This window comes from Desulfovibrio sp. X2 (assembly GCF_000422205.1).
Classification (GTDB): domain Bacteria; phylum Desulfobacterota; class Desulfovibrionia; order Desulfovibrionales; family Desulfovibrionaceae; genus Alkalidesulfovibrio.
This window is the reverse complement of sequence record NZ_ATHV01000022.1, coordinates 142,800-161,973: the sequence shown is the minus strand read 5'-3', so window position 1 is coordinate 161,973 and position 19,174 is coordinate 142,800. Positions and strand designations below refer to the sequence as shown.

Below are 19,174 nucleotides of genomic sequence, written 5' to 3'. Positions count from 1 at the left end.
ATGGAACTACAGGAACTTGGCGAGATGTTGCGGCAGCGACGGGAGGCCCTCGGCCTTTCGCTCGACGAAGTCGTCGAACGGACCAAGATCAGTCGCCGCAATCTCCAATCCATCGAAGAAGGGCGGCAGGACGAAATGCCGCACCCTGTCTACAGCAAGGGATTCATCCGCAACTATGCGCGGGTGCTCGAGGTAGACCTGGACGAGGTCAACGCGGCCCTGATCGAGATCTTCCCCGAGGAAGAGGACGAGAACGAGGCCACGGCCCAGGAGGTGCAGCGCGACCTGCGCCTGCATTCCGGCGGCTCCGGCAAGGGCGGGGGGCTTCTCAAGGCCTTTCTGCTTCTCCTCCTGCTCGCGGCCGTGGCGGCTGCCGTGGTCTGGTTCCTGCCGGGCCGAAAGGCCAAGACCACGACGCCCGAGGCGCCCAAGCCCGGCGTGACCGCGCCCGCGCCTTCTTCGAGCTCTGCCCAGCCGCCCGTGCAGGCCGTACCTGCCCCGGCTGCGCCCGCGCAGAGCCCGGAGAACGCCCCGGAAGCAGCGCCCAAGGCCGAACCAGCTCCGGGAGGACAGGCCAAGCCCGAGGCGTCTGCACCGGCCGGTCAGACCTCGTCCGCGGCGCCTGCGGCAACGGCCGTCCCCTCTGCCGAAACCGCGCAGACCGTCCCAGTCAAGCAGGCTCCTGCGGTCGAGACGGCCGAGAAGCCGGAGCCCCAGAAGAAGGAGGTCGCGCAGGCCGCGACCTCCGAAAAGAAGCCCGAGGCCAAGGGCAAGCCCGGCACGGTCCAGGTCACGGCGCGCGAGGCCTGCTGGCTCGAGGCCGTGGCCGAGAACGGCGAGGCGCAGGAATTCTTCCTGCGCCCCGGCGAGAAGCTGACCGTCGACTACACCTCTTCGCTCATCCTGCGCATCGGCAACGCCGGCGGCATCTCGGTGACGAACAACGGCAAGCCCGTGCGTTTCGAAGCCAAGTCCGGCGAAGTCAAGACCCTCACCTTTCCCTAGACCACAATGAATTCCGGCTCCGAGCCGGAAGGAGCCCCGCATGGAGTTCACCGAAAAGGCCCTGGTGATGAAGACCGGGCGTTTTCGGGAGGCGGACCTGTGGGTCCGGCTGCTCGGGCCGAATCGCGGCCTTTTTCAGGCCTTCGCCTTCGGGGGGAGCCGCAGCAGGCGCCGTTTCGGGGGCTGTCTCGATGCCTTCAACCTGGTCCTCGTGCACGCGGGCACGGATCGCGCCGGACGCTACCTCCAGCTCAAAGAGGCCAGTCTCGTGCACGGCTATCCGCGACTGCGCACGGACCTCGCCCGCCTCGGGCTGGCCGCCAACTGCCTCAAGTTCGCCGAGGCCGTGCAGGACGGCGCGCAGAGCACCCCGGTGGTCTTCGAGACCCTTCAAGGTGTGCTTGAACTTCTGGAGGGGGAAGACCGCATTCCAGAGGCCCTGCCGCTCTTCTTCAGGGCGCGGGTGCTGTTCGCACTGGGCTTCTGGCCGGAACTCGCTTCTTGCCATGTCTGCGGCAAGAGATTAAACGACATTGCCTTGGCGCATTTCGGCGTCGAGAGCGGCCGCCTGGCCTGCGCGGAGTGCGGGCGTGACCTGCGGCAGCGTGTCGTGCTCGGCCGCGAAGCCGCGCAGACCTTGCAGCTTCTTTCCCGGAGCGATCCGGACGTCTGGCCCGCTTTCGACGTTTCGCCCGCCGTCAGGCGCGAATGCTCCGTCGCCGTTGACCGTTTCATCGAGTACCATCTCGGTCTGGTCTGGGATTCAGGCCGCTACCGGCGGATCTGAAGCCCGGCCGCACCGGGGACAAGGGGACAGCATGACCTTTCAGAACGTCATATTGACCTTGCAGCGCTTCTGGGCCGAGCAGGGCTGCCTCATCGGCCAGCCCTGCGACATCGAGGTCGGCGCGGGCACCTTCAACCCGCACACCTTCCTGCGCGTCATCGGCCCCGAGCCGTGGAGCGTGGCCTACGTCGAGCCTTCGCGTCGTCCCACCGACGGCCGCTACGGCGAGAACCCGAACCGGCTGCAGCACTACTACCAGTTCCAGGTCATCCTGAAGCCTTCGCCCGACAACGTCCAGGAGCTCTACCTGAAGAGCCTGGCCGCGCTGGGCGTGAAGGCCGAGGAGCACGACATACGCTTCGTCGAGGACGACTGGGAGTCGCCGACGCTGGGCGCCTGGGGACTCGGCTGGGAGGTGTGGCTGAACGGCATGGAGGTCACGCAGTTCACCTACTTCCAGCAGGTGGGCGGCATCGACCTCACTCCCGTGAGCGTGGAGCTGACCTACGGGCTCGAGCGCATCTGCATGTACCTGCAGGAGAAGGAGTCGGTCTACGACCTGGCCTGGAACGACCGCGTGACCTACGGCCAGGTCCACCACCAGAACGAGGTCGAGCAGTCCAAGTACAATTTCGAGCTTGCCGACACGGAACTGCTCTTCGCCAATTTCGCCGCCTTCGAGAAGGAGTGCCTGCGGCTTTCCGAGGAAGGCCTGCCCTGGCCCGCCTACGACTACTGCCTGAAGTGCTCGCACACCTTCAACCTGCTCGACGCGCGCGGCGCCATCTCCATCACCGAGCGCACCGGATACATCCACCGCGTGCGCAACCTGGCGGGCCGCGTGGCCCGGCTGTACGCAGCCCAGCGCAAGGACATGGACTATCCCCTTTTGAAGACCGCGAGGTAGGCAGACGATGCCCTCTTTTGTTCTCGAGATCGGCACAGAGGAAATGCCGGCCCGCTTCTTCCCCGGGCTGGCCGAGGAGCTGCAGCGGCTGGTGGCCGGCGAGCTGATCGCCGCCAAGATCGACTACGGCCGCATCTTCGCCTTCGGCACGCCGCGCCGCGTTGTCGTCGAGGCCCTGGACGTGGCCGAGGTGCAGCGCAGCGAGGAGGAGGTCGTCACCGGTCCTCCGGCCAAGGTGGCCTTCGACGCGGACGACAACCCCACCAAGGCCGGGCAGGGCTTTGCCCGCGGCCAGGGCGTGGAGCCGTCGGCGCTCTTCACCGTGACCACGGACAAGGGGGAGTACGTGGCCTGCCGCAAGACCACCGGCGGCGGCAAGAGCCTGGACATCCTGCCCGAGATCTGCCGCAAGGCGGTCCTCTCCCTGTCCTTCCCCAAGAAGATGCGCTGGGGCTCGCGCGAGATCGGCTTCGGCCGTCCGGTGCGCTGGCTCCTGGCGCTCCTGGGTAGCGAGGTCGTGCCCTTCGCCCTGGAGGACATCACCTCCGGCCGCCGGACCTTCGGCCATCGCGTCATGGGCCCCGGGCCTTTCGAGGTGCCGAACGCCGAGGCCTACGAGGGCATCGTGCGCGAGCAGTGCCGCGTGGTCCTCGACCCCAAGGAGCGCAAGGCCTTCATCCGTTCCGAGGGCGACCGCCTGGCCGCCGAGGCGGGCGGCAGCATCGTCTGGAACGAGTCGCTCCTGGACGAGGTCTCGGGGCTGGTCGAATGGCCGCGCCCCATCCTGGCGAGCTTCGCGCCGCTCTATCTGGAACTGCCGCGCGAGGTCCTGCTGACGAGCATGCAGAGCCATCAGAAGAGCTTCGGCGTGCAGGGGGCGGACGGCAAGCTGCTGAACCGCTTCCTGACCGTGCTGAACCTCGATCCCGTGGACGTGTCCCTGGTGCGCAAGGGCTGGGAGCGCGTGCTCAAGGCCAGGCTCGAGGATGCGCGCTTCTTCTGGGAGGCGGACACCTCGACCGATTTCGACGTCTGGCTGCGCAAGCTCGACAACGTGACCTTCCTGGCCCCGCTCGGCAGCATGGGCGACAAGTCCCGGCGCATCGAGGCGCTGTGCGGCCGCCTCGCCGAGCGCGTGCAGCCCGAGCTGCTGCTCGACCTTTCCCAGGCGGGCCGCCTGGCCAAGGCCGACCTCGTCTCCGAGATGGTCTACGAGTTCGACAGCCTGCAGGGCATCATGGGCGGCATCTACGCCCGCCGCAAGGGCATGTCCGAGGCCGTGGCGAGCGCGGTCTACGAGCAGTACCTGCCCGCGGGGCCCGACTCGCCGGTGCCCCCGAGCCTGTCCGGCGCGCTCCTGTCCGTGGCCGACAAGCTGGACACGCTCTGCGGCTGCTTCGGCCTGAACATGATCCCCACGGGCGGAGCCGACCAGTACGCCCTGCGCAGACAGGCGCTGGGCATCTGCCGCATCGTGCTCGACCACGCCCTGCGCCTGGATCTCGACGATCTGATCGGCCTCGGCTTCGCCGGGTACGAGAACGTGCAGTGGAAGCTGCCCCTGCCCGAGGCCAAGGCCAAGCTCAAGGACTTCTTCGGCCAGCGCCTGAAGGCCTGGTTCACGGGCAAGGGGCACGAGACCCTGGTGGTCGAGGCCGCGCTCGGCGCGGGCTTCGCGGACATCTGGAGCTTGGGCGCGCGGCTCGAGGCCCTGGCGGTCTTCAGCCGCTCCGAGGGCTTCTCCGAGGCCGTGCTGACCTTCAAGCGGGCGTCCAACATCATCCGCAAGCAGGGCTCCGAGGCAGGCCAGGAGCTGACCGGAGCGTACTCGGCCGACCTCTTCGAGGGCGACGCCGAGCGCGGTCTTGCCGCGGCCCTGGAAGCGGCCGCTCCGCGTTTCGAAGCCATGCGGCAGGCGGACGACTTCACCGCGCTCTTCGGCCTGCTCGGCGAGCTCAGGCCCGCTGTGGACGCATTCTTCGACAACGTCATGGTCATGTGCGATGATCAGGCGCTGCGGCTGAACCGGCTGAACCTGCTCCAGGCCCTGACCGTCATGCTCGGCAGGCTGGCCGACTTCGCCGCGCTCCAGGTGTAGGATGGGCGCACGGCAGGCCCGTTTTTATCGGGCACAGGAGAGGAGAGGAGTTGACAACGCCAGGAGCAGGGTGTAACGGCACCTTTTCCGCACGCAGTGCGCACCAAGGAAACGAACCACTTCAAGAGAACATAAGGGAGAAGCAAAGTTGGCCAATCACAAGTCCGCGCTCAAGAGGCACAAGCAGAGCCTGATCCGCAATGCCCGCAATCGGGCCATGAAGACCCGTGTGAAGAACGCCGTGAAGGCCGTGCGCGAGGCGCTGGCCGCCGGAGACAAGGAGAAGGCCCAGGCCGCTCTGGTCGACGCCACCTCCGTCCTGGACAAGGCCGCGGGCAAGAAGGTCCTGCATTGGCGTGCCGCGGGCCGCAAGGTTTCCCGCCTGAGCGTCGCGGTCAACAAGCTGGCCTAAGCCTCACTCCCGAGTGATATATCCATGGCCGGCCGCGCACTGCGCGGCCGGCTTTTCGTTTTTGCCGTGCGATGGTTCTCCGGAAGCCGCGCCAGCCGAGACAATGCTTTCCCGTCTTCGGGGAGTGATTTTCTCCAACCATCCGCAATATTTTGATTGCAGGGACTTGTGAAGTTCATCCCCTGCTGATATCGCTTGGGCGAAACGTTCGGACTTGCCGCAATCGAGCCGCCGATGCCGGCGCGACACGAACCGGGAAGGGCAACGGCAGAGGCAGGCGGACTCGGGAGGAGGGGACGCTATGAGCTTTCTGGACAAGGAACAGGAATACGACGGAATCCTGTACCGTCGCATGCTGGTCTCCAGGATCCGCTTCTGCTGCCATCTTCTGGTCTGGGGCATCATCTGGGGCACTTTCTCCCTCTGGAAGGTCTGGCACATCAGCCAGGGCAGCTCCCGCATGCACGTCTTTCCCCAGGTGGACTGGCTGCTGAACGGCGGCTGGAAGTCCTTCATCATCTTCAACGCCCTGGGCGTCCTCTACCTCTACGTCACCATCTTCGAGCTCAAGCCCATCGAACGCCGCATCGCCAGCCGCAAGCCGGGAAGGCGCGGCGTCCGGAAGGCCTGACGGCGAGCAGCGACATCGGGTCCACATCGGGCTCGGGCCGCACAATGAAAAAGGGGCGCACCGTCACGGTGCGCCCCTTTTTCATTGCTGCCCTGGCAGGCTGCGCGGGCTCTAGTCGAGCTGCGCGATCAGGGTTTCCTTGATGGAGTCGATGGAGCCCTCGCCGTTGAGCTCGATGTACTTGAAGCCAGCCTTGGGAGCCAGGTCCTTGTAGAAGTAGCTGGCGGCCAGGGTGCCGGTCTTGGTGTCGTAGTAGATGTCGTGACGCTTGTCGATGGCGCCCTCGTCCTGGTCGTCGGAGCGGGCGGTGAGCTCGCCGCCGCAGACGCGGCACTTGTCGCCGTCGGGCTTGATGGCGTCGATGAAGATGTTGTTCGGATGGTTGGGGTCGTTCTTGCAAAGGCGACGGCCCATGATGCGGTTCTTGGCCACCTGGCGGGGCAGCAGGATCTCGATGACGTAGTCGAGCTTCACGCCGTCCTTCTGCAGGGCCTCCCAGAGCTTCTGGGCCTGGACGATGGAACGCGGGAAGCCGTCGAGCAGCCAGCCGTTGGCGCTGGACTTCTTGAGCACGTCGAGGACCATGGGAATGGTGATGTCGTCGGGAACCAGCTCGCCGCGGTCGATGTATTCCTTCGCCTTCTTGCCGAGCTCGGTGCCGCCGCCGATGTGCTGGCGGAAGATGGCACCGGATTCGATGTGGTCGAGGTTGTACTTCTTCTTGACCAGGGAGCCCTGCGTGCCCTTGCCGCTACCGTTGGGGCCGAAGATCAGGATATTCATCGCGTCCTCCTGTGGAAATTTTCACAAAGTGGTCTTGTCTACTCTTTCACAACTGCGCTGTCAACGCACCTGCGCTGGCCGGGGCCTCCGGAAGCTCTGTGGGATGAAGAGAATCGAGCGTCAGGAAACGAACCGGCGCACGCGGCCGAAGACGATGCCTTCCGGAGCCACACGCGCCTCCTTGTCCCCGGGAAAGCGGACAGCCGCGCCGATGCGCCGCGCGGTCCAGGCATGCTCGAGGTCCATGAGCCCGTCCATGAGCGGCTGCCCCGGACCGAGCCGCGTGAGCGCCTGCTTGCACAGCCGCAGGCGCACGGCCGGATGGGCCGCGTCGAGCACTTCCGCACGCAGGACGAGGGTGTCCGGCTCCTCGCCGAGCCCAAGCCCAGGCTCCGGTTCGGAGAGGCTTGCCGCCGCAAGCTCGCGGTCCAGGCGCGCCAGGTTCCAGAGCCGGGCGGCGGCCGTGAGGTAGTTCGGGTTCTCGCGCACGAACAGGGGCAGCACGTCGTGGCGCACTCGGTTGCGCAGGAATGCCGGGTCCTGGTTGCTGGCGTCTTCGCGCCAGGGGACTCCCGCGGCCTGCAGGAATTCCCGCAGACGGGCGCGCGGCGTGAGCAGGAAGGGCCGCAGCAGGCTGCGGTCCACGTCCACTCCGGCCATGCCGCCGAGTTCTGGCCAGCCCGTGCCGCGCATGAGGCGCATGAGCTGGTCTTCGGCCAGGTCGTTCAGGTGATGGCCGAACAGCACCCAGTCCGCTCCGGTCTCGAGAATGACCCTCTGCAGGAAATCGCGGCGGGCGATGCGCCCGGCCTCTTCGAGCCCCATGCCCTTGCGCCGCGAAAGCTCGGCCACGTCCTCGCGCTCCCCGAAGTACGGGATGCCGAGCGCGGCGCAGAAGGCGCGGCAGTGCGCGGCGTCATCCGCCGACTCGGGCCTGAGCCCGTGGTCCAGGTGCGCGGCCGCGATGCGCGCGGAGAGGCGCGGAGCGAGGTAGTGGAAGGCCAGGAGCAGGGCGGTGGAGTCGGCGCCGCCCGAGAAGGCCACGAGCAGACTGCGCCCGGCGAGTTCGACGCCGAGCTCCCGGGAGACGAAGCGCTGCACGTCCAGGCAGAGGTGGGCCTGGGCCGGGGGCAGGTCCTGCAGGGTGTGGGGCAGGGTATCGGGCAGGATACGGGGCGATGCCATGCGTTCTCCCGCGGCCGGACGGGGGCTAGACCGGGATGTCCAACTCCCGGATGAAGGCGTCCAGGAAGTCGATGGCCCAGGAGCGCGCCTCGGGGCTCGCGTAGTGCACGCAGGAGCAGCGCATCCTGCCCCGGGCGCGCACGAGAAGCTCGAGACGCAGGAATTCGTCCTCGGTCTCGAGCGCCATGACGTGCGGGCCGCATTCGGCCGCGTGCGCCCGCTGCTCCTCGGACAGAAGCTCCTCGGGCACGGTCAGGTAGTAGAGGCCTTCGATGGGGCTTTGCAGACCGCGCGTCTCCAGGGCCTCGACGATGCGTTTGACGTCCGCGGCAGCGAGCTCGTCTACGACGTACCAGCGCATGGGACTCCTTTATTCGGTGCCGTCCGGCTCGTCGAGCCCGCAGTCGCAGGCGTCGTCGTCCGTCAGGGAGGGTTTGCGGTCGGCGTGGGCGTCCGGGGGGATGCTCTCGCGGTCCAGGTTGAACATGCGGCGGGAGAGGTCGATGAAGCGCTCGGCTCCGCCTTCCTCCTGGGCGCGCCGCTTCAGGAAGCAGACGGGCTCGTGGTAGAGCTTCTGGGCGATGGACAGGACCAGGGTCTCCAGGCTCTCCCGGGTCCTGTCGTCCACGTCCGGCCCGAGGCGGCGCAGGGTCTTGGCCAGCTCGCGCCGCGCCAGGTCCTCGCCGTGGGCCATGAGGTCGCGGATGGTCGGGTGCAGGCTCAGCGAACTCAGCCACTTGGCGAAGGATTCGGTCTCCGCGGCCACGATGGTCGCCGCGCGCTCGGCCTCGCCGCGCCGCTGCGCCAGGTTCTCCTCCACGACCTCGCGCAGGTCGTCGATGTCGTAGAGATAGACGTTGTCCAGCAGGTTCACATCGGGGTCGATGTCGCGGGGCACGGCGATGTCGATGAAGAACATGGGCCGGTTGCGGCGCCTGCGCAGCACGTCGCGCACGTGCTGGGCGCGGATCACGGCCGTGGGCGAGCCCGTGGAGCTGATGACGATGTCCGTCTCGTGCAGGTGCTCGTACATGTCCTCGATGGCGATGGGCGTGCCGCGGAAGCGCGCGGCCAGCTCCTCGGCCCGGGACAGGGTGCGGTTGGCGACCACGATGTGCTCGATGCCGCCGGAAAGCAGGTTCTGGGCGGCCAGCTCGGCCATCTCGCCCGCGCCCACGAGCATGGCCCGCTTGCCCGCGAGCTCGCCGAAGATCTTCTTGGCCAGTTCCACGGCCGCGTAGCTGATGCTCACGGCGCTCGAGGCCACCTCGGTCTCCGTGCGCACCCGCTTGGCCACGAAGAAGGCCTTGTGCAGCAGCCGGTTGACGATGACCCTGGCCGTCCCCAGATCGACCGCCGCGCGGTAGGCGTCTTTCAGCTGCCCCAGGATCTGCGGCTCGCCCACGACCATGGAGTCCAGGCTCGAAGCCACGCTGAAGACGTGGCGCACGGCGTCCAGCTCGCGGTGCACGTAGGCCGCCTCCTCGAGCAGACGGGGCGGCTGCCCGCAGGCCCCGGCCCAGACCTGGGCCACATGGCCGATCACGTCGCCCGAGCCCACCGCCAGCACTTCCACGCGGTTGCAGGTGGACAGGGCCATGGCCTCGCGCACCGGGCCGGAGACGAGACGGCGGGCCGTATCTGGCTTGTCCGAGAGGGCGAACCGCTCGCGGACCTCGACGTCTGCGGTCTTGTGGTTCAGACCGATGAGAAAGATATCGTTTTTCACTGGGTTACGAGGGCTGTTGAAGGACGACGCTGTGGTGCATGGGGGACAGCAGGTTCACTGCCAGCATGGCGCAGACGAGAAAGATGAAGAGCCATATGGCCAGCCGCGCGGGCTTGCGGCCCTGCCAGCCCATGGCCAGCCTCTGATGGAAGAGGAAGGCGTAGATGAGCCAGCCGATGATGGACAGGATCTCGCGCGGATGGCCCGTGTAGGCCATCTTGCGCATGAGGCCGGACCAGACGAAGCCCGAGCCGATGCCCAGGGTGAAGAGCGGGAAGCCCACCAGGGCGGCCAGGCGGTTGACCTTGTCGAAGGCCTGCAGCGACGGCATCTCGCGCTGAAAGCCCGAGAGCTTTGCCTTGGTCTTGATCTTGCGTTCCATGTACATGAAGGCCATGCCCGCGCCGAAGGCCATGGCGAGCAGGCCCATGGAGACGTAGATGGAGCCGATGTGCACGACCCAGAAGAGTGCGGCGTATTCCTGGGGAACGACCACGCGAAGTCCCGAGAAGGCGAAGGAGACCGTGTACATGAGAAAGGCGAGCGGGGCCGCGGCCATGCCCAGGAAGGCGAGGTCGCGCGTGCGCCAGAGGATGACGAAGACGACCAGCAGGACCCAGGAGAGGAGGCTTATGTAGGACTCCTCCGGGCCGTGGGAGAGCCCGCCGACGAGCCACAGGACGAGGTCGGCGGTGTGCGCGGCGAAGCCGAGCCCGGTGATCCACGCGCCCAGCCGCAAGAGTCCCTTGCGGCTGGTGACGAGGCCGAGGAAGACGCCTGTGGCGCCCGCGAAGTAGCAGCCGAAGACTATCCAGCGCAGCAGATCAGAAAAGGCCATCCAGCACCTCGTCGATGCGCCCGGAAATCTCGGCGGGCAGGTGCGCGGCAAGGATCTCCCGCGCGCGGCCCGCGTCGTTCCTCTCGAAGGCGCTCAGAAGGTCCGAGGCCACGAGATCGCGGAACAGGACGGTGTTGTGCTCCGTGCCGCGCTCGAGGCCCAGGACGTGCGGCCTGAGCCTGGCCATGAGGATCAGGAAGTCGCCGTAGTTGGAGCCGAAATACTCCTCGAGGTCGCGGCGGATCTTCTTGGCGAGGGCAGGGCTCGCCCCGCCCGTGGACACGGCCAGCGTCAGGTCGCCCTTGCTGACCACGGCCGGGACGATGAAGCTGCACTTCTCCGGCTGGTCCACGATGTTGCACAGGATGCCGCGATCCTTGCAGAGGTTGGATATGCGCCAGTTGAGCTCCTCGTTGTCCGTGGAGGCGATGACGATGAACTTCCCGTCCACGTCCTCGTCCCGGAAGGTCCGCGTCTCGTAGCAGAGGCGGGGATTGTCCAGCAGGGCGGCCATGTCGTCGGCCGGAGGCCGCGTGTCCACCACCAGCACGGAGCGCGGCCCGCGGTCCAGCAGGGCGCCGATCTTGCGGCGGCCCACGGCCCCGGCGCCGACCACGAGGCAGTCCTTGTCCGTCAGATTCACGAAGATGGGATAGTAGCGCATAAGGGTCGTTACCCTAGCAGAAGCCCGACCGCGAGTAAATCGGGCGGCTTTCTTGCCCCGCCCCTGCGAATGGGGTAGATCGGCCGGAAAAGGCCTGAAAGACCGACCGTGAACGAACGCTTTCTCGTTATCCAGCTCGCCCGTTTCGGCGACCTCGTGCAGACCAAGCGTCTCATCCTCACCCTGGCCCGGCGGGGCGAGGTGCACCTCTGCCTGGACCGCTCCCTGACCAGTCTCGCGGGCCTGCTCTTTCCCCACGCCGTGCTCCACCCCCTGCGCGCGCATGCCGCAGGGCTCGCTCCCGGGCAGGGGCTTTCCGCGATTGCCGCGGACAACCTGCCGGTCTTCGCGGAGCTCGCCGCCTGCGATTTCTCAGAGGTCTACAACCTCAACTTTTCCGGCCTCAACTTCTCCCTGGCCCGGCTCTTCGACCCCGACCGCGTGCGCGGCTACGTGAACCGCGACGGCCAGGAGACGCGCGACACCTGGGCAGACATGGCCTTCCGCTGGACCCGGCAGCGCGGTCCCTACGGCCTGAACCTCGTGGATTTCTGGGCCTTCCACGCCGCGGCTCCCCTGGCCCCGGGCGAGGTCAATCCTGCCGCCGTGCCGAAGGGCGGCGGCGTGGGCGTGGTGCTTGCGGGACGCAACCAGCGCCGTTCGCTGCCGCCGGAAGTGCTCGGCCCGGCCGCCTCGGCGCTGTGGAGCCGCAAGGGGCAGGGGCCGCTCTATCTTCTCGGCGCGGCCGGGGAGCGCGAGGCCGGGGAGGCCGTGGCCGCGCACCTGCCCAGGGCAGCACGCGGCGCGGTGAAGAACCTTGCCGGACGCACGGACTGGGAGGGGCTCTTCGATGTCGTCGCCTCGCTCGATGCGCTGCTGACTCCGGACACCGGGACCATGCACCTGGCCGCGCACCTCGGCACGCCCGTGCACGCCGTGTTCCTCTCCTCGGCTTGGTGCTTCGAGACCGGGCCCTACGGCGAGGGGCACACGGTCTGGCAGGCCACGGCCGAATGCGCGCCCTGCGTGGAGTCGCGCCCCTGCGATTTCGGAGTCAGATGCCTCGAACCGTTCGCGGGCAAGGATTTCCTGCGCCTGCTCACGGGACGGGGAGGGGAGGCCCCGCACGGCATGGCCTGCCTCGCGTCCCGCCTCGACGCCTTGGGCGTGGACTATGCGCCGGAGAGGGGCAGCGCGCCCTTCGCAGCCGAGCGCGCGGCCTTCCGCGCCTTTCTCGCGCGCCATCTCGGGCTCGCGGATGCCGTTTCGGCAGGCGCGAACGCCCTGACTGACGAATTTCTCCTGGAACGGGACTGGCTCGGCGGGCCGGACCCGAGGCGGTTGCAACAGACAGCAAACGGATGCCTCCCATGACCCCTTCCGCACCCTCTTCGGCCGACGGCTTCGCGCGTCCGCTGCGCATCCTCCTGGTCCTGCCGCTCTACGGCGGCTCGCTGCCCGTGGGCCGCTTCGCGGCCGCGGCACTCACGCGGCTCGGCCACGTGGTGGAGGTCGTTGAATCGCCAGATTTCCACCCCACCTACCTGGCCCTGCGCGCGCTGAAAGTCGCGGCGGACAAGCTCGAGCACCTGCAGAACTCGTATCTGCAGGTCGTCTCCCAGGCCGTGGTGGCCAAGGCCGAGACGTTCGCCCCGGACCTGGTACTGGCCATGGCACAGGCCCCGCTCTCCCGCCAGGCGCTGAAGCGGCTGAGAAGCCTCCAAATCCCCACTGCCATGTGGTTCGTGGAGGACTTCCGCCTCTTCACCTACTGGCAGGCCTTCGCCCCGCTCTACGACGTCTTCGCCGTGATCCAGAAGGAGCCGTTCTTCGCGGAGCTTTCCGCCATCGGCCAGGAGAACGCGCTCTATCTCCCGCTGGCCGCGGATCCGGACTTCCATCGACCGCTCGAGCTTTCGCCCGCGGAGCGGCACCGTTTCGGCTCGGACCTGTCCTTCATGGGCGCGGGCTACGCCAACCGCCGCGTGGCCTTCCGCCAGCTCCTCGGCTTCGACTTCAAGATCTGGGGCAGCGACTGGGACGGCGATCCGGTGCTCGAGCCCTACGTGCAGGAGGGCGGCCGCCGCGTCTCCTCCGAGGAGTGCGTGAAGATCTTCAACGCCTCGCGCGTGAACCTGAATCTGCATTCGAGCGTCGATCCCGCGCGACTCGTTACAAACGGCGATTTCGTGAACCCGCGCACCTTCGAGTTGGCCGCCTGCGGGGCGTTCCAGCTCGTGGACAGGCGTTCGCTCCTCGACGAATGCTTCGCCGCAAACGAAGTGGTCCGCTTCTCCTCGCTGGACGAGTTGAAGGAGATGGTGGGGCACTACCTCTCGCGCGGCGAGGAGCGCCGCGCCGTGGCGGAGAAGGCGCGGGCGCGCGTCCTGACGGAGCACACCTACGAGCACCGCATGGGGCGTCTGCTGGAATTCTGCGCCGAACGTCTGCCGCGGCGCCTGCCCGAATGGCCCCGCGCCGCGGCGTCGGCCGCCTCGCTCGAGGACGGCCTGCCCGAGGAACTGCGTGCGAAGCTCGCGGCCTTGCGCGAGCGGCTCGGGCTTTCCGGGGACGTCAGCTTCGACGACCTGGTCTGGGCAGTGCGCAGCCAGAAGGGCAAGCTCGACCCCCTGGACACGGCAGTTCTCTTCCTGGACGAATGGCGCAAGCAGTACGGCGGAAACGCCTGATCCGGCGCCTTCGCCCCTGGCTTCCTCATCCGCCCCGAAACGAGGAGTGCTGGGGCTAGCCCTTGCGGCGCCCGCCCTTCATCTTCTGGATCTTCTGGTACCAAAGGGTGAGCTTGGCCTCGAGGCCGTGCTCCTTGGGCTGGTAGAACCGCCTTCCCACGATCTCTTGGGGCAGGTAGTCCTGGTCGGCCCATCCCTCGGGATAGGCGTGGGGATACTTGTAGCCCCGACCGTAGCCCCAGTCCTTCTGCAGCTTGGTGGCGGCGTTTCGCAGATGCAGCGGCACGGGGCGAGGGCCCTCGCGCCGGATCTCCTGCTGGGCCATGAGGTAGGCGGCGTAGGTGGAATTGCTCTTGGGCGCGAGCGCCAGGTAGACGGCGCATTCGGCCAGCGGGATGAAACCCTCGGGCATGCCCACGAATTCCACGGCGTGCTGCGCGCTGACGGCCATGGCCAGGGCGTACGGATCGGCCAGCCCCACGTCCTCGGAGGCCGAGAGGACCAGGCGGCGGCAGATGAAACGGGGGTCCTCGCCGCCTTCCAGCATGCAGGCCAGGTAGTAGAGGGCTGCGTCCGGGTCCGAGCCGCGGATGGACTTGATCATTGCCGAGGCCAGCTCGTAGTGCGTGTCGCCGCCCCTGTCCCCGCGGATCATCATCTCGGGCAGGGTCTTGGCCAGCTCGGCCGGGGCCAGCTTCTCCGGCGGCAGCTTGGCCGCGTACTCCATGAGGTTCAGCAGCGTGCGCGCGTCGCCCGCGGACATGGAGGCCAGCAGGGCCAGGCTTTCGTCCTCCAGGGCCATGCCCAGGGCCTCGGCTCCCCGCCGGGCCACCTCCTGCAGCTCCTCGGGGTCCAGGGGGCGCAGCTTCAGCACGTGCAGCCTGGAGAGGAGCTGGCGCGTGACCGAAAAGGAGGGGTTCTCCGTGGTCGTGGCCAGAAGCGTCAGCTCGCCGGACTCGAGGATGGGCAGGAAGAAGTCCTGCTGCGCCTTGGAGTAGCGGTGCAGTTCGTCCAGGATGAGGATCTTGAAGCCCTGGATCTCCTTGCGCAGGGCGGCGAGGCCGGTCTCGGGCGCGGAGAGGCGGCGGAAGGGCTGGCCGGTGGCCTTGGCCAGGAGGAGGGCGATGGTGGACTTGCCGCAGCCCGGGGGGCCGAAGAGCAGCATGCTCGGCAGGCGTCCGCCCGCGGCCATGGTCGTGAGCTTGCCGCGCAGGTGGCGCTGGCCGATGAATTCATCGATGCTCTTGGGCCTCAGGCGTTCGGCCAGTGGAGTATTGAGCGCCAGATCTATCTTCATGGACTGTGGTCGTTCCTTGCCGGTGCGCGGGGCTGCGGACGGAATCTATTCCCGGCCGCGCTGCAACTCCAGCGTGCGGTGATGGTAGGCGAGGCCCAGCGTGAGCAGCGCGGCCGTCTCCAGGCGCAGGACCGAATGCCCGAGATGACGCGCGGCAAAGCCCGCCGCGCACAGTGCCTCGGCCTCAGCGTCGGTCAGGCCCCCCTCCGGGCCGACGACGGCCAGGCAGGAGCCTTTGAGTTCCGCGGGGTCGAAGGCCGCGCGTGTCTCATTTTCCCAGAGCAGCACGCGATCGTCAAAGGATTTGCCGAGTTCGGAAAGCTCCCTGACGCCTCCGGGCAGCACGGAGAGCGTGGGCAGCCAGGCAGAGCCGCACTGCTTGGCGGCCGAGACGAGCTTGTCGCGCCAGCTGTCCTTGGGCGCGTCCGGCACGCGGCCCTGGCTGTGCTGGGCCTGCCAGAAGACGAGACCCGCAGCGCCGAGCTCCACTGCCTTTTCCAGGAGCCAGTCGCGGCGGGCGGACTTGGAGAAGCCCACGGCGAGCGTCAGGCCGTCCCCGGGGGGCGGCACGTCGCGCAGCTCTTCGGGCTCCAGGCGGGCACGGTCCTTCTTTGCCTCCACGAGGCGGAAGACACCCTCGTGTCCCTGGCCGTCGAAGAGGCGCACACGCGTGCCGGGCGCGGCCCGCAGCACCAGCAGCAGGTGGCGCGCCTCTCCGCCCGTGAGGATGAAAGGCGCGCCCCACTGCTCAGGGGGGAGGTAGAAGCCGTCCAGTCGGCCCAAGACTGCCCCTTAGGCGGTCTTCATGCGCGCCGTGCCTTCCTTGAAGAAAGGCAGTTCGCTGCGCTTGGCAGGGAGATCGACGCGCTGACCCTTGATGGTGAACGTGGCGCGCTCGGCCTGGGCCGCGTCCACGTAGGCCAGGGCCAGGCAGTGGCCGAGGGTGGGCGAGAAGGCGCCGCTGGTGACCACGCCGCAGGGCTTGCCGCCGGGCCCGAGGACCGCGTCGCCGTGGCGCGCGCTGCGGCGCCCCTCGATCTCCAGGGGCACGAGCTTTCCGCGCACCTCGCCGAGCGCCTCCTTGCCGACGAAGGGACCTTCCTTGCCCATGAGGAAGCCGTATCCGGCCTCCACGGGCGTGTGCTCGGTGTCCAGATCCTGGCCGTAGAGGGGGTAGCCCATCTCCAGCCGCAGGGTGTCGCGTGCGCCCAGGCCCGCGGGCTTCACGTAGTCCACGCCGAGCAGCAGCTCCCACATGGCCAGGGCCTTGTTCCAGGGCAGGTAGAGCTCGTAGCCGAGCTCGCCCGTGTAGCCGGTGCGGGAGACGATGAGCGGGGCGCCGTCGAAGGTGCTGCGCTCGAAGTTGAAATACTTGAGGTGGCCCCACGAGGAGCCGAGGGCCTTTTCCAGGGCGTCCAGAGAGCGCGGTCCTTGCAGGTCGATCTTGGCCGTCTCGGCCGAGACGTTGGTGAAGGTCAGGCCGTGGGGCAGGTGACCGGCGCACCAGGAGAAGTCGGACTCCTCGCAGGCGCCGTTGACCACGAGCATGTAGTCGTCCTCGCCCAGGCAGTAGACGATGAGGTCGTCCAGCACGCCGCCGCGCTCGTTGAGCATGAAGCCGTAGCGGCACTTGCCCGCGCCCAGGGTAAGCAGGTTGTGGGTCACGATGCGGTCCAGCGCGTCGCGCGCGCCCGGGCCCTTGAGCAGGAACTCGCCCATGTGGCAGATATCGAAGACCGCCGCAGCAGTGCGCGTCTGCTCGTGCTCCTTGATGATGCCCTCGTACTGCACGGGCATCTTCCATCCGGCGAAATCGACCATTTTCGCGCCGTGCTCGGCATGCCAGCCGGACAGCGGAGTTTCCTTCAGCGCAGACATTCCATCCTCCAGGGTTCTTCGACCTGCTCGGCGAGCAGTGGGGGATTATTATGCGGGAAAACGGGCGGAAGAGCAACGAGACATCAGAGCACGGCCTGCATGACGAACGTCTCGCTGCGATCCTGGCGTGCCTTGCGAATGGCCGAGAACTCGTCGATCTGCGAGACCAGTCGGCGGTACTGGCGGCGGATGTCCTTGCCGTATTTGCTGAGCGAGTCCTCGGGCACCTCTACGTAGGTGCGCTGCAGGTAGCGGTCGTTCAGCACGCGCTCGCCGATGGCCAGCACGCCCTGCACCAGTTCGTCGAAATAGTTGACGATCTCGAACTTGAGATCGGCCAGGATGTCGTTGATGGAGGTCAGCTGCTCCAGATAGTTCAGGGACTGTCCGCCCTTGGAGCGGCGGTCGGCCAGATCCTCCAGTATCTTCACCTTGCGCGCCTGCTGGATGTAGCTGAACCGGCTCCAGACCTCCTGGTAGAGGTCGTGCATGGTGTTGAAGGTCTCGAAGTTGTCCGGGGTCAGGAGGTAGCTGTCCAGGACCTTGATGACCTTGGTGTAGAACTCCTCCGAGTAGCCGATGATGCGGCGCTGGTGCTTGGTCAGCCAGGTGGAGAGGAACTTGAGGCGCTTCTCGTGCGTCTCGGTGTTGAAGACCACCTCCTGGCGCTTGTAGGTCACGGCGCCCACGTACTCGCCGCGCACGATGTCGTTCAGCCTCAAGATCATGTTGTAGCTGTCCTTGAGGATGTTGATATCGGTGCGGATCTCGCCGGTCAGGGGATGGATGACCTCCTGTCGGGTGATGGACAGGGCGCGGTCCTGGCGCACGTTCTTCGGGTTGAATCTGTGCTGGCGGTAGACCGCGCGCAGGATCACGGCGCGGCGCTTGCGGTCCACGAAGAAGCCGCCCTTCTCGAGCTCGGCGATGGCCTCCTTCTGGTCTTCCTCGATGCGTACCAGGGCGACCTTCTCCACGCGCGGATAGCTCTTGGCCTGCGGGTGCGAGTAGAGCGTCGTGATCGTGCGGTCCGACTGGCCCTGCACGCGCACCATGAAGCGCTCGCCCATGCGGAAGAGGCGGCGCGAGAAGAGGGCCGCGGCCGTGCGCCGCTCGGAGACGATGGAGAAACCGTAAAGTTCCATCAGGAACTGGTAGACGAAAAGCCGGTTGCGCTCGTAGCGCTCGTTGTCGCCGGTGGCGAACTTGCCGATGCGTAGGCCGAAGCGCTTGATCTCCGTATCCAGGTCGGCGGGCAGGGAGCCGTAGACGCCCGAGAGATGGTATTCGCCGTAGGGGTCGCGCGAGATGACATGGGCGCGGTCCATCTCCAGCAGGAACTCGAGCAGGGGAGGGTAGTTCTCCAGGTAGCAGATGTCCTTGCCGGAGAAGCGCGAAAGAAAGCCCTCCTGCACCTTCTTGGGCAGGCGGGAGCGAAGGATCTGGAGATTCTGGTCGATGACCGTGTTCTCGAGGGGGCAGGACTCGCTCGTCTCGGCGCCCGGCGCCATGATGTTGTACAGCCGGTCGTACTGGAATATCTCGTCGAAGGGGTTCAGCTGGCGGTCGAAGGCCACCATGAGGTAGCCCGGCAGCTCCTTGTACTCGAACAGTTCCGGTTCAAAGGAGGGAAGCAGGCTGCGGGGATCCACGAGGGGATAGTCCTCGACCTCGAAAAAAGGCTTGAGCAGGCAGAGCTTGATATGCACCCAGTCGAGATAGTCCTTGAGCTTCTCGAGCGAGTCGATGCGCCTCAGTCCCTCGACCTCGGTGGGGGAGGTCCAGCGCAGGTGAGGGAGCTTGCTGAATGCGTTCTGCCAAGTAAACGACATGTGGTTGTGCCTGCGCGGAGTTTTCCTTTTTGTCCGTTCTAGGGCATGCCGGACACCGTTGTCAAAGGTCTTCGCATTATTAAAGACGGGGCGATATCTCCGGCATATCCGCAAGGTCTCTTCACGTTGACACTCCCCGCCGGGATTACCTAATGAAAGTCGATCGAGTGACGACTACCGCCGCCGCGACCGACGACAACCCGGAGATTACCGAGCATGCCCTCTGCTTCGAGACTCGCCCAGTGCCCCCGCTCCAAGGCCAACACGGCCCAGTGCACCTGCACTTACACCTCCTGCCCGCGGCATGGACTGTGTTGCGAATGCCTGCACCACCATCGCGTGAGGGGCGAACTTCCGGGCTGCTATTTTTCCGAGACGGATGAGAAGACATATAACCGCAGCGTTGATTTCTTCGTCCAACGCTTTAATAAATAGCGC

The 19,174-nt window shown here is 67.0% G+C and carries 19 protein-coding genes; 9 read left to right on the top strand and 10 right to left on the bottom strand.

The window, feature by feature from the left end:
• The 6 genes from DSX2_RS09235 (at position 1) to DSX2_RS09210 (ending at position 5,840) form a co-directional block, all read left to right on the top strand.
• Positions 1–1,005, top strand: coding sequence for a helix-turn-helix domain-containing protein (locus DSX2_RS09235; protein WP_020879909.1), 1,005 nt, complete (start codon positions 1–3; stop codon positions 1,003–1,005).
• Between the two features lie 40 nt (positions 1,006–1,045).
• Positions 1,046–1,792 carry a DNA repair protein RecO gene (gene recO / locus DSX2_RS09230; RefSeq protein WP_020879908.1) on the top strand — a complete coding sequence of 249 codons (747 nt, stop codon included), beginning with the start codon at positions 1,046–1,048 and terminating at the stop codon, positions 1,790–1,792.
• A 31-nt stretch (positions 1,793–1,823) separates the two neighbouring features.
• Positions 1,824–2,699, top strand: a complete 876-nt coding sequence (gene glyQ, locus DSX2_RS09225; RefSeq protein WP_020879907.1) for a glycine--tRNA ligase subunit alpha — start codon at positions 1,824–1,826, stop codon at positions 2,697–2,699.
• Positions 2,700–2,706: 7 nt separating this feature from the next.
• Entirely contained in the window at positions 2,707–4,797 is a 2,091-nt protein-coding gene (gene glyS / locus DSX2_RS09220) for a glycine--tRNA ligase subunit beta (protein ID WP_020879906.1), read from the top strand.
• Positions 4,798–4,945: 148 nt separating this feature from the next.
• A complete protein-coding gene (rpsT, locus tag DSX2_RS09215) occupies positions 4,946–5,209 on the top strand; it encodes a 30S ribosomal protein S20 (RefSeq protein ID WP_020879905.1) in 264 nt (87 codons plus the stop codon).
• A 301-nt stretch (positions 5,210–5,510) separates the two neighbouring features.
• Positions 5,511–5,840 carry a hypothetical protein gene (locus DSX2_RS09210; RefSeq protein WP_020879904.1) on the top strand — a complete coding sequence of 110 codons (330 nt, stop codon included), beginning with the start codon at positions 5,511–5,513 and terminating at the stop codon, positions 5,838–5,840.
• A 111-nt stretch (positions 5,841–5,951) separates the two neighbouring features.
• Here the strand turns inward: DSX2_RS09210 and DSX2_RS09205 are convergent, their stop codons facing one another.
• The 6 genes from DSX2_RS09205 to DSX2_RS09180 all read right to left on the bottom strand — a co-directional run bounded on the left by DSX2_RS09205 (position 5,952) and on the right by DSX2_RS09180 (position 11,039).
• Positions 5,952–6,623 carry an adenylate kinase gene (locus tag DSX2_RS09205; RefSeq protein WP_020879903.1) on the bottom strand — a complete coding sequence of 224 codons (672 nt, stop codon included), beginning with the start codon at positions 6,621–6,623 and terminating at the stop codon, positions 5,952–5,954.
• Between the two features lie 120 nt (positions 6,624–6,743).
• Entirely contained in the window at positions 6,744–7,808 is a 1,065-nt protein-coding gene (tilS, locus tag DSX2_RS09200; RefSeq protein WP_020879902.1) for a tRNA lysidine(34) synthetase TilS, read from the bottom strand.
• A gap of 25 nt (positions 7,809–7,833) precedes the next feature.
• Positions 7,834–8,169 (bottom strand): hypothetical protein, encoded by a 336-nt coding sequence (locus DSX2_RS09195; protein WP_020879901.1) that lies wholly within the window; start codon positions 8,167–8,169, stop codon positions 7,834–7,836.
• 9 nt (positions 8,170–8,178) lie between these two features.
• The gene (gene hemA, locus DSX2_RS09190) at positions 8,179–9,537 is read right to left on the bottom strand and encodes a glutamyl-tRNA reductase (protein WP_020879900.1); all 1,359 of its coding nucleotides are present in this window, start codon (positions 9,535–9,537) and stop codon (positions 8,179–8,181) included.
• Between the two features lie 4 nt (positions 9,538–9,541).
• Positions 9,542–10,375 (bottom strand): inner membrane protein YpjD, encoded by an 834-nt coding sequence (locus tag DSX2_RS09185; RefSeq protein ID WP_020879899.1) that lies wholly within the window; start codon positions 10,373–10,375, stop codon positions 9,542–9,544.
• Positions 10,362–11,039 (bottom strand): bifunctional precorrin-2 dehydrogenase/sirohydrochlorin ferrochelatase, encoded by a 678-nt coding sequence (locus DSX2_RS09180; protein WP_020879898.1) that lies wholly within the window; start codon positions 11,037–11,039, stop codon positions 10,362–10,364. Before DSX2_RS09180 ends, DSX2_RS09185 begins: the two co-directional genes overlap by 14 nt.
• Positions 11,040–11,147: 108 nt before the next feature.
• Here DSX2_RS09180 and DSX2_RS09175 point away from each other — a divergent pair, with 108 nt between their 5' ends.
• Both DSX2_RS09175 and DSX2_RS09170 read left to right on the top strand, forming a co-directional pair.
• Positions 11,148–12,413: a glycosyltransferase family 9 protein gene (locus DSX2_RS09175; RefSeq protein ID WP_020879897.1), complete on the top strand. Its 1,266-nt coding sequence runs from the start codon at positions 11,148–11,150 to the stop codon at positions 12,411–12,413.
• Positions 12,410–13,729: a glycosyltransferase gene (locus DSX2_RS09170; protein ID WP_020879896.1), complete on the top strand. Its 1,320-nt coding sequence runs from the start codon at positions 12,410–12,412 to the stop codon at positions 13,727–13,729. The genes DSX2_RS09175 and DSX2_RS09170 overlap by 4 nt, the downstream gene beginning before the upstream one ends.
• A gap of 55 nt (positions 13,730–13,784) precedes the next feature.
• Here DSX2_RS09170 and DSX2_RS09165 read toward each other — a convergent pair whose 3' ends face one another.
• The 4 genes from DSX2_RS09165 to DSX2_RS09150 form a co-directional block, all read right to left on the bottom strand.
• Positions 13,785–15,026 (bottom strand): replication-associated recombination protein A, encoded by a 1,242-nt coding sequence (locus DSX2_RS09165; RefSeq protein ID WP_020879895.1) that lies wholly within the window; start codon positions 15,024–15,026, stop codon positions 13,785–13,787.
• A gap of 45 nt (positions 15,027–15,071) precedes the next feature.
• Positions 15,072–15,809: a 16S rRNA (uracil(1498)-N(3))-methyltransferase gene (locus tag DSX2_RS09160; RefSeq protein ID WP_020879894.1), complete on the bottom strand. Its 738-nt coding sequence runs from the start codon at positions 15,807–15,809 to the stop codon at positions 15,072–15,074.
• Between the two features lie 9 nt (positions 15,810–15,818).
• The gene (gcvT, locus tag DSX2_RS09155; RefSeq protein WP_020879893.1) at positions 15,819–16,904 is read right to left on the bottom strand and encodes a glycine cleavage system aminomethyltransferase GcvT; all 1,086 of its coding nucleotides are present in this window, start codon (positions 16,902–16,904) and stop codon (positions 15,819–15,821) included.
• Positions 16,905–16,987: 83 nt separating this feature from the next.
• Positions 16,988–18,736 carry a hypothetical protein gene (locus tag DSX2_RS09150; protein WP_020879892.1) on the bottom strand — a complete coding sequence of 583 codons (1,749 nt, stop codon included), beginning with the start codon at positions 18,734–18,736 and terminating at the stop codon, positions 16,988–16,990.
• A 216-nt stretch (positions 18,737–18,952) separates the two neighbouring features.
• Between DSX2_RS09150 and DSX2_RS18805 the strand changes: the two genes are divergently transcribed.
• Positions 18,953–19,171, top strand: coding sequence for a DUF6485 family protein (locus tag DSX2_RS18805; protein ID WP_084486532.1), 219 nt, complete (start codon positions 18,953–18,955; stop codon positions 19,169–19,171).
• The last annotated feature ends 3 nt before the right edge of the window (positions 19,172–19,174 follow it).

Bases quoted from the DNA above. Each gene is read 5' to 3' on its own strand.
- DSX2_RS09235 (WP_020879909.1), top strand. From the start codon at position 1: ATGGAACTACAGGAACTTGGCGAGATGTTGCGGCAGCGACGGGAGGCC.
- recO (WP_020879908.1), top strand. From the start codon at position 1,046: ATGGAGTTCACCGAAAAGGCCCTGGTGATGAAGACCGGGCGTTTTCGG.
- glyQ (WP_020879907.1), top strand. From the start codon at position 1,824: ATGACCTTTCAGAACGTCATATTGACCTTGCAGCGCTTCTGGGCCGAG.
- glyS (WP_020879906.1), top strand. From the start codon at position 2,707: ATGCCCTCTTTTGTTCTCGAGATCGGCACAGAGGAAATGCCGGCCCGC.
- DSX2_RS09210 (WP_020879904.1), top strand. From the start codon at position 5,511: ATGAGCTTTCTGGACAAGGAACAGGAATACGACGGAATCCTGTACCGT.
- DSX2_RS09205 (WP_020879903.1), bottom strand. From the start codon at position 6,623: ATGAATATCCTGATCTTCGGCCCCAACGGTAGCGGCAAGGGCACGCAG.
- tilS (WP_020879902.1), bottom strand. From the start codon at position 7,808: ATGGCATCGCCCCGTATCCTGCCCGATACCCTGCCCCACACCCTGCAG.
- DSX2_RS09195 (WP_020879901.1), bottom strand. From the start codon at position 8,169: ATGCGCTGGTACGTCGTAGACGAGCTCGCTGCCGCGGACGTCAAACGC.
- DSX2_RS09185 (WP_020879899.1), bottom strand. From the start codon at position 10,375: ATGGCCTTTTCTGATCTGCTGCGCTGGATAGTCTTCGGCTGCTACTTC.
- DSX2_RS09180 (WP_020879898.1), bottom strand. From the start codon at position 11,039: ATGCGCTACTATCCCATCTTCGTGAATCTGACGGACAAGGACTGCCTC.
- DSX2_RS09170 (WP_020879896.1), top strand. From the start codon at position 12,410: ATGACCCCTTCCGCACCCTCTTCGGCCGACGGCTTCGCGCGTCCGCTG.
- DSX2_RS09165 (WP_020879895.1), bottom strand. From the start codon at position 15,026: ATGAAGATAGATCTGGCGCTCAATACTCCACTGGCCGAACGCCTGAGG.
- gcvT (WP_020879893.1), bottom strand. From the start codon at position 16,904: ATGTCTGCGCTGAAGGAAACTCCGCTGTCCGGCTGGCATGCCGAGCAC.
- DSX2_RS09150 (WP_020879892.1), bottom strand. From the start codon at position 18,736: ATGTCGTTTACTTGGCAGAACGCATTCAGCAAGCTCCCTCACCTGCGC.
- DSX2_RS18805 (WP_084486532.1), top strand. From the start codon at position 18,953: ATGCCCTCTGCTTCGAGACTCGCCCAGTGCCCCCGCTCCAAGGCCAAC.